Origin of the sequence: Gordonia sp. OPL2 (assembly GCF_003797825.1) — a bacterium.
GTDB lineage: Bacteria > Actinomycetota > Actinomycetes > Mycobacteriales > Mycobacteriaceae > Gordonia.
Map to the genome: position 1 here is coordinate 336,709 of NZ_RKME01000001.1, position 12,427 is coordinate 349,135.

A 12,427-nucleotide genomic window follows, 5' to 3' on the forward strand; every position below is an offset into this window, starting at 1 on the left:
TCGTCCACCGAGCGGGCCATACAGTGGACGCATGCAGTCTTGGCCTGACCCCGCCCTCCCGGCCGTACCGGGCACCGGGCCGGCACTCCGTCTCTTCGACACCTCGGACGCACAGGTGCGTCCGGTCAGCCCCGGGGCGACCGCGACGATGTACGTCTGCGGGATCACCCCCTACGACGCGACGCACCTGGGGCATGCCGCCACCTACGTCACGTTCGATCTCGTCAACCGGGTGCTGCGCGACCTCGGGCACGACGTCCACTACGTGCAGAACGTCACCGACGTCGACGACCCGCTGTTCGAACGTGCCGAGCGCGACGGCGTCGACTGGCGGGATCTCGGCGCCCGCGAGACCCAACTGTTCCGTGACGACATGACCGCGCTGCGCGTGCTGCCGCCGCGCGACTACATCGGCGCGATCGAGTCCGTGGGCGAGGTCATCGAGGTGGTGGGCAAGCTGCTCGCGTCGGGGGCCGCCTACGTCGTCGACGATCCCGAGTTCCCCGACGTCTACTTCCGCACCGATGCGACCGAACAGTTCGGCTACGAATCCGGCTATGACCGCGCCACGATGGAGCGATTCTTCGCCGAGCGCGGTGGGGATCCCGATCGGCCGGGCAAACGCGATCCCCTCGACGCCCTGGTGTGGCGGGCCGCACGCGACGGCGAACCGTCGTGGGACTCGCCGCAGGGACCGGGACGGCCGGGATGGCACATCGAGTGCTCGGCGATCGCCCTCAATCGACTCGGGGTCGAGTTCGACATCCAGGGCGGCGGCAACGATCTGATCTTCCCCCACCATGAGTTCTCGGCGGCACACGGTGAGGCCCTGACCGATTCGCGACGCTTCGCCCGTCATTACGTGCACACCGGCATGGTCGGACTGGACGGCGAGAAGATGTCGAAGAGTCGAGGCAATCTGGTCTTCGTGTCCGCGCTGCGGCGCGACGGAGTGGATCCGGCGGCGATCCGTCTGGCCCTGTTGTCGGCGCACTACCGCGCCGACCGGATGTGGACCGACGCCGTCCTGGACGACGCGCGGGCCCGCCTCGACCGATGGCGGACCGCGACCTCGGGTGGTGCCGGACCCGATGCCGCGCCGGTCATCGCGCGGGTCCGCGAGCACCTCGCCGACGACCTCGACACCCCGAAGGCCCTCGACGCGATCGACGGCTGGTGCCGAGACGTCGAGGCCGGTATCGGCCGCTCGGACACGGCGCCGCAGGAGATCGCACAGGCCGTCGACGCCTTGCTGGGAGTCGAACTCGCCTCTCGGTGACTCCGTCCGTTCTGTCCGGGACGGTCTCGGTACAGTTCTCCCGTGGCACGCACGCAGCACATCGACCCAGACACCACCACCGGGGTATGGACGGTGGTCACCCGAACGTCGACCTACCTGCTGGACTTCGACGAGATGACGTTGCTCCGGGCGCCCGGCGTGGGCGGGACCGAGAGCGAAGAATGGGCGGTGAGCCGTCTGCGCCGGGATTCCGAGGACATCCCGCTGCTCGGTGTGAAGTCCTGCCGTGTCGGTGAATCGGCGCAGTTCTGGGTCCGCGCCGCCGATGATCCGGATGTGCGGACCTGGCGCATCACCACACCCGTGGTGTCGATCGAACGGATCGGCTGAACGTTCGGCGGGGATAGGCGGTCCGACAGCCCGGCCGTCGAACCCGAAGTCGTGCCGGGCGTGCTCAGCTCCCGAACGACCCCGGCCCCCGGCCGGCATCGCCGGGACCGCGACGCTTCAGATAGCGCTCGAACTCGGCTGCCAGAGCGTCGCCGTCGATCTTCGCCATCACTTCGTCGGCATCGAGCTCGGCGTCGCCACGCTCTTCGAGTCCGCGGACGTACTCCGCGATCTCCTCGTCGTCCTCGGTCATCTCGGTGACCGCCCGCTCCCATTCCTCGGCCTGCTCCGGCAGGGTTCCGAGCGGTACCTCGATGTCGAGGACCTCCTCGACCCGGTTGAGCAGCGCGACGGTGGCTTTCGGGTTCGGCGGTGTCGACACGTAGTGCGGGACCGCCGCCCAGAACGACACGGCGGGCAGACCGGCCTGCACGAACAGATCCTGCAGGACACCGGTGATCCCCGTGGGACCCTCGTAGCGGCTCTCCGCGAGGTTGAACTGCGCGGCGGACTCACTGCTGTACGCGGTGCCCGTCACCGGGACCGGCCGCGTGTGCGGGGTGTCGGCGAGCAGCGCACCGAGCATCACGGTCGTCTCGACGTCCAGGTCGCGCGCGAGGTCGACGATCTCCGCGCAGAAGCCACGCCAACGCATGTTCGGCTCGATGCCGCGGACGAGTACGATGTCACGGTCCGCACCCTGGGGGGTGCAATACGAGATGGATGTGGTCGGCCAGTCGATCCGGCGGGTCACTCCGTCGATCTGCTTCACGATGGGTCGGTTGACCTGGAAGTCGTAGTAGTCGTCGGAATCGATGTCGGCCAGTGGCACGGCGTCCCAGGTGAGTGCCAGATGCTCCACGGCACTGCTCGCCGCGTCCCCGGCGTCGTTCCACCCCTCGAATGCGGCCAACAGAACAGGCCTGCGCAGCTGGGGAAGGTTCGACCTCTGCTCAGCGTTCACTGAACCAGCCTACGACCGAACCCCGAGAGAGGGCGAACTACGCTGTCATCCATGTCCACCCGTGCCACCGACCAGGACTCCGGCCTGCCGCACCACGCGCCCCCGGCCGACTACGACACGACATTCCTCACCGCGATGTCGCGCCGTGTGCTGATCGGCGACGGCGCCATGGGCACCATGCTGCAGGCGGCCGACCTGACCCTCGACGACTTCAACGGCCTCGAGGGCTGCAACGAGATCCTCAACGACACGCGCCCCGATGTGCTCGCCGACATCCATCGCGCCTACTTCGAGGCCGGCGCGGATGCGGTCGAGACGAACACCTTCGGGTGCAACCTGTCCAACCTCGGCGACTACGACATCGCCGACCGCATCCGCGAACTCGCCTACAAGGGCACCGGCATCGCCCGTGGCGTCGCCGACGAGATGGGACCCACCGAGGACGGGACGGCACGCTTCGTGCTGGGCTCGATCGGGCCGGGGACCAAGCTGCCCAGCCTCGGACACACGACGTTCGAGGTCATCCGCGACGCCTACTTCGAATGTGTCGCCGGCATGCTCGACGGCGGCGCCGACGCGATCCTGGTGGAGACCTCCCAGGACCTGCTGCAGGTCAAGGCCGCGATCGTCGCGGCCCGCCGGGCGATGGCCGAACTCGGCCGGCACATCCCGATCATCAGTCACGTGACGGTGGAGACCACGGGCACCATGCTGCTCGGCTCGGAGATCGGAGCTGCACTGGCCGCCATCGAGCCGCTCGGTGTGGACCTGATCGGTCTGAACTGCGCCACGGGCCCCGCCGAGATGAGCGAGCATCTGCGCTACCTCTCCAAGCATGCGCGCATCCCGGTGTCGGTGATGCCGAACGCCGGACTGCCCGTCCTCGGGCCCAACGGCGCCGAGTACCCGCTGCGCCCGGACGAATTGGCCACGGCGCTCGGCGATTTCGTGTCCGATTTCGGTCTGTCCTTCGTCGGCGGGTGCTGCGGGACGACGCCGGAACACATCCGGCAGGTGGCCGAGCGGATCGCCGAGGTCACCCCGGCGTCGCGACGACCCGACCACATCTCCGAGACCTCGTCGCTCTACAGCGCGGTGCCGTTCGACCAGGACTCCAGCTTCCTGGTGATCGGCGAGCGCACCAACACCAACGGCTCCAAGGCATTCCGCGAGGCGATGATCGCCGAGGACTACCAGCGGTGCCTGGACATCGCGAAGGACCAGACCCGCGACGGCGCCCACATGCTCGACCTCAACGTCGACTACGTGGGCCGCGACGGAGCGCTCGACATGACGGCACTGGCAACTCGGTTCGCGACGTCGTCGACATTGCCGATCATGCTTGACTCCACCGAGCCCGCAGTCATCCGCGCCGGGCTCGAGGCCCTCGGTGGTCGCTGCGCGGTCAACTCGGTCAACTATGAGGACGGCGACGGACCGGACTCCCGGTTCACCCGAATCATGGAGCTGGTCGTCGAACACGGTGCCGCCGTCGTGGCGCTGACCATCGACGAGGAGGGACAGGCCCGGACCGCCGACTGGAAGGTCCGGATCGCCGAGCGGCTCATCGCCGACATCACCGGCAACTGGGGACTCGCCGAGGAGGACATCATCATCGATGCCCTCACCTTCCCGATCTCGACCGGTCAGGAGGAGGTGCGCCGCGACGGCATCGAGACGATCGAGGCCATCCGGCGACTGCACGAGGCCCATCCGGACGTGCACTTCACCCTGGGTATCTCCAACATCTCGTTCGGCCTGAATCCGGCCGCGCGACAGGTGCTCAACTCGGTGTTCCTGCACGAGTGCGTGCAGGCGGGCCTCGACACGGCGATCGTGCACGCATCGAAGATCCTGCCGATGGCCCGCATCCCGGAGGAGCAGCGCGAGGTCGCCCTGGATCTGATCTATGACCGCAGACGCGACGGGGCGAGCGGAGCGCCGGGAGATGTGGCGTATGACCCGTTGCAGAAGCTCATGGAGCTGTTCGAAGGAGTGTCGGCGGCGTCGGCACGCGAGTCGCGTGCCGCCGAGCTCGCCAAGCTGCCGCTGTTCGAGCGACTCGAGCGGCGGATCGTCGACGGCGAACGCAATGGCCTCGAGGACGACCTCGACCAGGCGATGACCGAGAAGCCGCCACTGGCCATCATCAACGAGACTCTGCTGTCGGGGATGAAGACCGTCGGCGAGTTGTTCGGGTCCGGCCAGATGCAGCTGCCCTTCGTCCTGCAGTCGGCCGAGGTCATGAAGACGGCTGTCGCACACCTCGAACCCCACATGGAGTCGACCGGCGAGGACGGCAAGGGTCGTATCGTGCTGGCCACGGTCAAGGGCGACGTCCACGACATCGGCAAGAACCTCGTCGACATCATCCTCTCGAACAACGGCTACGAGGTGGTCAACCTCGGGATCAAGCAGCCGATCAACACCATTCTCGACGCCGCCGCCGACAAGCGTGCCGACGTCATCGGCATGTCTGGTCTGCTGGTGAAGTCGACCGTGGTGATGAAGGAGAATCTCGAGGAGATCAACGGACGTGGGGTCGCCGACAGCTATCCGGTCCTGCTCGGGGGTGCGGCACTGACTCGCACCTACGTCGAGAACGACCTCGCGGAGGTCTATGACGGCGACGTGCACTATGCGCGTGACGCCTTCGAGGGCCTGCGGCTGATGGACGAGATCATGGCGACCAAGCGCGGCGAGGGGCCCGACCCCGACAGCCCCGAGGCGGTGGCGGCCAAGAAGAAGGCGCAGGAGCGCCGGGCACGGCACGAACGATCGAAGCGGATCGCCGAGAAGCGCAAGGCGGCCGAGACCCCGGTGGAGGTGCCGGCACGATCGGATGTGGCCGCCGACAACGCGATCCCGACGCCGCCGTTCTGGGGCACCCGGATCATCAAGGGTGTACCGATAGCGGAGTACCTGCAGCTGCTCGACGAACGCGCGCTGTTCCTGGGGCAGTGGGGATTGCGCGGTGCCCGCGGGGGAGAGGGCCCGTCGTACGAGGAGCTCGTCGACACCGAGGGCCGCCCCCGGCTCCGCTACTGGATCGACCGCCTGTCGACCGAGAACATCCTGCAGCATGCCGCCGTCGTCTACGGGTACTTCCCCGCGGTCAGCGACGGCGACACGGTTCACGTGCTCACCGAGCCGCGGCCGGATGCCGATGTGCGACACAGCTTCACGTTCCCGCGCCAGCAGCGCCCGCGGTTCCTGTGCGTCGCCGACTTCATCCGCTCGCGCGAGGAGTGCGAGAAGAGCGGTCAGGTCGACGTACTGCCGTTCCAGCTGGTGACGATGGGCCAACCCATCGCCGACTTCGCCAACAGGTTGTTCGCCGACGACGCCTACCGTGACTACCTCGAGGTGCACGGTATCGGCGTGCAACTGACCGAGGCGCTCGCGGAGTACTGGCATCAGCGTGTCCGCAGCGAGTTGACCGTGGAGGGTGCGTCGTTCGCCGGTGACGATCCGGCCGATGCGCAGGGGTTCTTCGATCTCGAGTACCGCGGCGCCCGGTTCTCCTTCGGTTACGGCGCATGCCCGGACCTCGACGACCGGGCGAAGATGGTCGAGCTCCTGGAGCCGGAGCGGATCGGCGTCGAACTGTCCGAGGAACTGCAGCTGCATCCCGAGCAGTCGACCGACGCCTTCGTGCTGCACCATCCGGAAGCGAAGTACTTCAACACCTGACACACGCACGGTCGATGTCGGATGCCCGATGGATCGAAGCGCCGATCACACTGGCCGAATTTCAGTTGTAGTCATACAATGGTTGTATGACTACAACTGACTCGTCGGGATCCTCGACCCGGATCCCGACGGCGACCGAGCTGTGGTTCGCGATGAACAGCCTGGTCCGTGACCACGCCGCCGAATCGCGTGCTCGGATCGACGACCGCATCGACATGCCGTTCAGTCGGTTCCGTGCCCTCCGCAGAATCGCGGTGCGCGACATGACCCAGAGCGACCTGGCTCGACGACTCGGCATCGACGCGCCGGCGACCAGTGTCATCGTGAACGACCTCGTCGAGCGAGGACTGGTCACGCGGGTGGAGCACCCCAGCGACCGTCGCTTCAAGGTCGTCACCATCACCGAGCAAGGTCGTGAAGTCGTGGAATCGGTGGTGGCCGATCAGAGTGCGGCTCCAGACATGTTCGCGGCGCTCGACGACGAGCGTCGTCGTCAGCTCGGTGTCCTGCTCGACACACTGCGTGAGGCGGCCGAATCATGAACACACCCACGATGTCCGCACCCGCCGGCGACCTCTCACAGTTGGGGTCGCGACGGCGCCTCGCGATCCTCGCCACCTGCTGCCTGAGCCTGTTCATCGTCGGCATCGACACCTCCGGGGTCAATGTCGCATTACCCGCCATCGGCTCGGAACTGGGCGCGTCGGCGTCGCAACTCCAATGGGTCATCGACGCCTACACTCTCGTGCTCGCGAGTCTGCTCATGCTCGGCGGATCGTTGGGGGACCGGCTCGGTCGTAAACGGGTGTTCCAGGTGGGTCTCACGGTCTTCGGACTCGGGTCGATCCTGTGCTCGCTGTCGGTGTCGCCGGAGATGCTGATCGGCGCACGGATGCTGCAGGCCGTCGGCGGGGCGATGATGAACCCGGTGGCGATGTCGATCATCACCAATGTCTTCACCGAGCCGCGCGAGCGGGCGCGCGCAATCGGCATGTGGGGCACCGCGATCGGTGTGAGCATGGCCCTGGGTCCGCTCGTCGGCGGCGCGCTCGTCGACGGCATCGGATGGCAGGCGATCTTCTGGCTCAACGTTCCTGTGTGCCTGGCCGCGTGCATCCTGACCGCGATCCTGGTGCCGGAGTCGCGCGCACCGCGTGCACGTCGACCCGATCCGGCCGGCCAGCTGCTGATCCTGGTCTTCCTCGCCACGCTCACCTTCGGCATCATCGAGGGACGCGGTCTCGGGTGGGATTCGGCACCGGTCGTCAGCGCGTTCCATGCGGCTGCGGTGTCGCTGGTCGCGTTCCTCGTCGTCGAATCACGCAGGCGCGAACCACTGTTGGATCTGCGCTTCTTCCGCAGCGTGCCCTTCAGCAGCTCGGTCGCCGGTGCCGTTCTCGCGTTCAGCGCGATGGGCGGATTCCTGTTCCTCAACACCCTGTACCTGCAGCAGGCACGCGGTCTGAGCCCCCTGGAGGCGGGGCTGATGACCTTGCCGATGGCCGTTGCCAACGCGGTCTTCTCGCCGTTGTCTGGCCGACTCGTCGGCGACCGCGGAGCCCGGCTCCCCATGGTGGGGGCGGGCGCGATGGTGCTGGCCAGCGGTCTGATGCTGACCCAGGCCGGCCACGACACCAGCATGTGGTACCTCGGGGTGGCCTATCTGGCCCTGGGCATCGGAATGGGTCTGGTGAATGCACCGATCACCAACGCGGCCGTGTCGGGGATGCCCCGGGCGCAGGCCGGGGTCGCATCGGCCATCGCCTCCACCAGCCGACAGGTCGGGATCTCCCTCGGTGTCGCGGTGTTCGGCGCCGTCGCCTTCGCGGGGATCGACGGCCCGGTGGCCGACGGCCTCGCCTCGGCGGCTCACCCCGCGTGGGTGCTGATGGCGGGCTGCGGGCTCGGATTGATCGGCGTGGGCGTCATCTCGACCGGTCGGTGGGCGCTGGCCACCGCGGAGCGCACCCGGGAGCGGATCGCCGCGGACGCATCGGCGTGAACCTCCCAGGTGTCTGACACCGGCAGCACAGGTCCGCCGCCGACAGTGGGCTGATGACCTCGGCCACCTCCACCCGTGATCCCGCACCCACTGTCGCGCCCGTCGTCGCCAGACCCCGTCAGTCCACACCTCGTTGGCTCCGGTGGGCGGTGCTCGGCGGGATCGTCGTCGTCGCACTCGGTGTCCGCTGGTGGTTCCTCGACGTCGAGACCCTCGATTACCGGGCTTTCCTGAGCCGCTGGTACAGCACGCTCGACGATCAGGGATTCGGCGCCTTCCGAGAGCGGTTCGCCGACTACAACTACCCGTACCTCTATCTCCTCTGGCTGCTCACCGTCGCCAAGATCCCGGCCCTGGTCGGCATCAAGGCGGTCTCGATCGCCTTCGATCTTGTACTCGGGTTCTTCGCATACCGGATCGTGGCGCTGCGCACGGACCGGTTCTGGGTGCGTGCCTCGGCGCTCGGGGCCGTGCTGCTCCTGCCGTCGGTGATCGCGAACAGCTCGTACTGGGGTCAGGCCGACTCCATCTACACGGCGTGTGCCGTCGGCGGGGTGTACTTCCTGTTGCGCGCACAGCGCGACGCGTGGCGCCGGAACTCGGTGTGGGCGTGCGTCCTGTTCGGCCTTGCGATCTCGTTCAAGTTGCAGGCCGTGTTCGTGCTGCCCGTACTCGCGTGGATGCTCCTTCGCAGGCGCCTGCCGTGGTACGCGTTGCTCGCCGTACCGGCCGTGTACCTCGCCCTCGACCTCCCGGCCGTTGTCGCGGGAGCGTCCTGGCAGACTGCGCTGTCGGTCTACCTCGATCAGACAGACAGCTATCAGCAGCTCACCCTCGGCGCCGCCAACCTCTATCAGCTGATCCCGATCGACGGCGACGCGACGTGGCTGGCCCATCTCGGGATCGCCTCTGCCGCAGCGGTGATCGCGGTGTTCCTGGCCTGGTCGGTGTGGCGGAGACCGGCGGTGACCCCGACGTCGATCCTCGTCGTGGCCACGGCATCGTCGGTGATCGTGCCGTTCCTCCTCCCCGCGATGCACGACCGATATTTCTATGTGGCCGAGGTCCTGACGGTGATCACCGCCTTCTACCTGCCGCTGCGCTTCGTGATCATCCCGATCCTCGTGCAGGCCGCCGCGATCGGCGTCTATCACTCGTCGCTCACCGGGGATCAGGGCCAGGCGATGGGTGGCCCGGGCGGCGGGACCGGCCCCGGTGCCGGCCGAGGAATGCCTCAGGCACCGGGGGCCGGAGCCGATCGAGCCGGTGGTGGACAGCCCGGGCTCGGCGGGTCGGCCGGCGGAGGACGGCTTCCCGGCGGGAGCGGCGGCCACGGTGGAAGCGGCGGCGGGTACTCGTCGGGCCGGGGCGACGGCGAACTGGCGATCTACGCGTCGATGATGGGGCTGGCGGCGCTCGGCGTGGTGTACGCCGTGGTCGACACGTTCCGTCGAACCGGGTCACGGGTGGCCTCTCGAGTGGGGCCGACCGGGTCCTGAGCCTCCGCCCACCACCGCACGATGCGCTCGACGACGGGCGCGGGCGACCGGACCCACTGCACATGTCCGGTCGAGGCGCCCGGGGGGCATTCCTCGATGGTGTACGTCCAGGTCGACAGGACATCTCGCTCGACGCAGCGCTCGAAATGATCGGCCGCGGCGGGCGTCACCAGGCGGTCGCCTTCCAGCCGGACTGCCAGTGTGGGAATGCGCAGCGGCGGGCCGTCGTCGAACGGCGTCACCCCGGTCCGGACCATGCGCGCCCACTCGCGCATCAGGGTCCGTGGTGCCGGTGCGCCGAATCCGGGTGCCGGCCAGTACCCGGCGACAGCCGTGACGACGGGGACGGCGGTACCGGTGGCGTGCTCGATGAGCCCGCCGCGCGAATAGTGGCGGTACCACGGCACCGATGCGGCGACCGTGACCACTGCGTCGGGCGCCGACCCGTCAGTGCGTCGTCCGATCATCGCGCACAGGTGTGCGCCGAGGCTGTGACCGAGGACGAGCACCGGATGTCCCGGGCGTTGCGCGCGGGCGCGGGTGACCGCGGCGGCGAGATCGTCGGCCTCGTCGGCGTACGACCAGTCGTGTCCGCGCGACGGCCGTCGCGCGCCGTCGCCGACGCCGCGCCGGGGGACCGTCTCGACCCACCCGGCGAATTCGGTCAGGCATTCCGCCAGGGGGCGGTAGTACCTGCTCGGCACCGCCATCGCCGGCGAGATCAGAACGGTCGGGGGCGTGCGTGAGGTCGTCATGTCCGCAGCATGCGCGCGCCATCACGGCGAATCCACTACCTGCGAGGTAATCGATATCGGTACCGATCCGATCTACGATGACCGTCATGTCCGTCGGTGTGGGGACCTTGTTGCGGCAGTGGCGATCACATCGCTCCATCAGCCAGCTCGACCTCGCTTACGACGTCGGTGTGTCACCCCGCCACCTGAGTTTCGTCGAGACCGGCAAGTCCACGCCGAGTCCCGGTCTCCTCGACGCGCTGTCCTCACGCCTGGACATCCCCTTGCGCGAACGCAATGCACTGCTACTCGCCGCCGGCCACGCCCCCCGCTACACGGAGGAGTCGATCGACGCGGCGGCCATGTCGCGCATCCGCGGGTCGGTGCAGCGGGTGCTCGACGCCCACCACCCGTATCCCGGCCTCGCCCTGGACCGCACCTGGAACGTGGTGCTGGCCAACGAATCCGCGTCCGCGCTCGCGGCGCTGCTGCCCGCGGAGGTGTGCGGGCCACCGTTCAACCTGTTCCGGGCGTCGCTGCACCCGGACGGGTTCGCGCGCATGACCGTGAACTTCGACGTCTGGGCCGGCTACCTCCTCGACACGCTGCGACGCCTTGTCCGGGTGACCGGGGACCCACGATTGATCGATCTCGAACGCGAGGTCCGCGAGTACGAGACCGTGGCCGATCTCGACCGGCGCACCGCGGCAGCGCGGCCCGGCCGACCGACGGAACCCGCGCTCCTCGTGCCGTTCGAACTGCTCCTCGGAGATCGGCGACTGTCGTTCTTCACGACTCTCACCACCTTCGGCACCCCTCGCGACATCACGCTCGAGGAGATGACCATCGAGCTGTTCTACCCCGCCGACGAGACGACCGAACGCGCGGTTGCGATGATGCAGGGGTGACCGCACCAGCACCGCACGCTCCCGCCGCCGTCCTCTGGGACATGGACGGCACGTTGCTCGACTCCGAACCCATCTGGGACATCGCGATGGCCGACTTCGCGGTTCGTCACGGCATCGTGATGAGTCCCGAACTGCGTGAGTCGACACTGGGGAATTCCCTGCCCGACGCAATGCGGAAGGTATACGACGCCGCCGATGTGGCGTCGGCCGATCGGGACCGGTCCGGTGACGAGCGCTGGCTGCTCGATCATGTCGCCGAGCTGTTCGGCGCCGGTCTGCCATGGCGTCCCGGCGCCGCCGACGTCCTCGACCTGGTCGCCGCGGCGGGACTGCCGACCGTGCTCGTGACGAACACGGTCCGCGAACTGACCGAGGTCGCGCTCGACACCCTCGGGCGACACCGGTTCACGGCGACCATCTGCGGGGACGAGGTCCCGGCGGGCAAGCCCGCGCCCGACCTGTATCTGCGGGCAGCCGAGATGGTCGGTGTCCGCCCCGGTGCATGCCTGGCCGTCGAGGACTCGCCGACCGGGACCGTCGCCGCCACGGCCGCCGGATGCCCGACCCTCGTCGTGCCGTCGGCGGCGCCGGTTCCGCGCGGTAGCCTGCGGAGCTTCCGCGACACGCTGGTCGGTGTGACCATCGACGACCTCACCGATGCATGGACCGGGGAGCACCGCGGTCACCTCGACATGCAAAGATGACAGATCGTGAAGACATTCGAGGAGCTGTTCGCCGAACTGGGCGACAAGGCCGCGAACCGTCCTGCGGGCAGCGGCACGGTCGCTGCTCTCGATTCCGGGATCCACACCCTCGGCAAGAAGATCATCGAGGAGGCCGGCGAGGTCTGGCTGGCCGCCGAACACGAGTCCGACGAATCGCTCGGTGAAGAGATCTCCCAGCTCGTCTACTGGCTGCAGGTGATGATGATCAAGCGGGGTCTGTCCCTGGAGGACGTGTACCGACATCTGTGACCGGCAGTCCCGGACACATCGTC

The 12,427-nt window shown here is 68.2% G+C and carries 11 protein-coding genes; 9 read left to right on the forward strand and 2 right to left on the reverse strand.

Going from position 1 to position 12,427, the window contains the following annotated elements; all coding sequences use genetic code 11:
* Positions 1-31: 31 nt before the first annotated feature.
* Together mshC and EEB19_RS01450 are read left to right on the forward strand one after the other, a co-directional pair.
* Positions 32-1,279 (forward strand): cysteine--1-D-myo-inosityl 2-amino-2-deoxy-alpha-D-glucopyranoside ligase, encoded by a 1,248-nt coding sequence (mshC, locus tag EEB19_RS01445; protein ID WP_187582444.1) that lies wholly within the window; start codon positions 32-34, stop codon positions 1,277-1,279.
* A 42-nt stretch (positions 1,280-1,321) separates the two neighbouring features.
* Positions 1,322-1,630, forward strand: coding sequence for a hypothetical protein (locus tag EEB19_RS01450; protein WP_187582445.1), 309 nt, complete (start codon positions 1,322-1,324; stop codon positions 1,628-1,630).
* Positions 1,631-1,694: 64 nt separating this feature from the next.
* On the opposite strand, the gene EEB19_RS01455 is transcribed toward EEB19_RS01450, so the two are convergent.
* A complete protein-coding gene (locus EEB19_RS01455; protein ID WP_187582446.1) occupies positions 1,695-2,594 on the reverse strand; it encodes a PAC2 family protein in 900 nt (299 codons plus the stop codon).
* A 51-nt stretch (positions 2,595-2,645) separates the two neighbouring features.
* On the opposite strand from EEB19_RS01455, the gene metH reads away from it, so the two are divergent.
* The 4 genes from metH (at position 2,646) to EEB19_RS01475 (ending at position 9,788) form a co-directional block, all read left to right on the forward strand.
* A complete protein-coding gene (gene metH, locus EEB19_RS01460) occupies positions 2,646-6,287 on the forward strand; it encodes a methionine synthase (RefSeq protein WP_187582447.1) in 3,642 nt (1,213 codons plus the stop codon).
* Between the two features lie 86 nt (positions 6,288-6,373).
* Positions 6,374-6,829: a MarR family winged helix-turn-helix transcriptional regulator gene (locus EEB19_RS01465; protein WP_187582449.1), complete on the forward strand. Its 456-nt coding sequence runs from the start codon at positions 6,374-6,376 to the stop codon at positions 6,827-6,829.
* The gene (locus EEB19_RS01470; protein ID WP_187582450.1) at positions 6,826-8,289 is read left to right on the forward strand and encodes an MFS transporter; all 1,464 of its coding nucleotides are present in this window, start codon (positions 6,826-6,828) and stop codon (positions 8,287-8,289) included. Before EEB19_RS01465 ends, EEB19_RS01470 begins: the two co-directional genes overlap by 4 nt.
* Before the next feature lie 53 nt (positions 8,290-8,342).
* On the forward strand, positions 8,343-9,788 hold the full coding sequence (locus EEB19_RS01475) for a glycosyltransferase 87 family protein (protein WP_187582452.1): 1,446 nt from the start codon (positions 8,343-8,345) through the stop codon (positions 9,786-9,788).
* Here EEB19_RS01475 and EEB19_RS01480 read toward each other — a convergent pair.
* Positions 9,677-10,543, reverse strand: a complete 867-nt coding sequence (locus tag EEB19_RS01480) for an alpha/beta hydrolase (RefSeq protein ID WP_187582454.1) — start codon at positions 10,541-10,543, stop codon at positions 9,677-9,679. The genes EEB19_RS01475 and EEB19_RS01480 overlap by 112 nt on opposite strands.
* An 86-nt stretch (positions 10,544-10,629) precedes the next feature.
* On the opposite strand from EEB19_RS01480, the gene EEB19_RS01485 reads away from it, so the two are divergent.
* The 3 genes from EEB19_RS01485 to EEB19_RS01495 are packed head-to-tail and all read left to right on the forward strand — an operon-like array spanning position 10,630 to position 12,404.
* Positions 10,630-11,430, forward strand: coding sequence for a helix-turn-helix domain-containing protein (locus EEB19_RS01485; protein WP_187582456.1), 801 nt, complete (start codon positions 10,630-10,632; stop codon positions 11,428-11,430).
* On the forward strand, positions 11,427-12,134 hold the full coding sequence (locus EEB19_RS01490; protein ID WP_262365363.1) for an HAD family phosphatase: 708 nt from the start codon (positions 11,427-11,429) through the stop codon (positions 12,132-12,134). Before EEB19_RS01485 ends, EEB19_RS01490 begins: the two co-directional genes overlap by 4 nt.
* A 6-nt stretch (positions 12,135-12,140) precedes the next feature.
* On the forward strand, positions 12,141-12,404 hold the full coding sequence (locus tag EEB19_RS01495) for a phosphoribosyl-ATP diphosphatase (RefSeq protein ID WP_187582458.1): 264 nt from the start codon (positions 12,141-12,143) through the stop codon (positions 12,402-12,404).
* Positions 12,405-12,427: the final 23 nt, after the last annotated feature.

Excerpts from the sequence above, each read along its gene's own strand:
- mshC (WP_187582444.1), top strand. The coding sequence starts at position 32 with ATGCAGTCTTGGCCTGACCCCGCCCTCCCGGCCGTACCGGGCACCGGG.
- EEB19_RS01485 (WP_187582456.1), top strand. The coding sequence starts at position 10,630 with ATGTCCGTCGGTGTGGGGACCTTGTTGCGGCAGTGGCGATCACATCGC.
- metH (WP_187582447.1), top strand. The coding sequence starts at position 2,646 with ATGTCCACCCGTGCCACCGACCAGGACTCCGGCCTGCCGCACCACGCG.
- EEB19_RS01470 (WP_187582450.1), top strand. The coding sequence starts at position 6,826 with ATGAACACACCCACGATGTCCGCACCCGCCGGCGACCTCTCACAGTTG.
- EEB19_RS01465 (WP_187582449.1), top strand. The coding sequence starts at position 6,374 with ATGACTACAACTGACTCGTCGGGATCCTCGACCCGGATCCCGACGGCG.
- EEB19_RS01480 (WP_187582454.1), bottom strand. The coding sequence starts at position 10,543 with ATGACGACCTCACGCACGCCCCCGACCGTTCTGATCTCGCCGGCGATG.
- EEB19_RS01475 (WP_187582452.1), top strand. The coding sequence starts at position 8,343 with ATGACCTCGGCCACCTCCACCCGTGATCCCGCACCCACTGTCGCGCCC.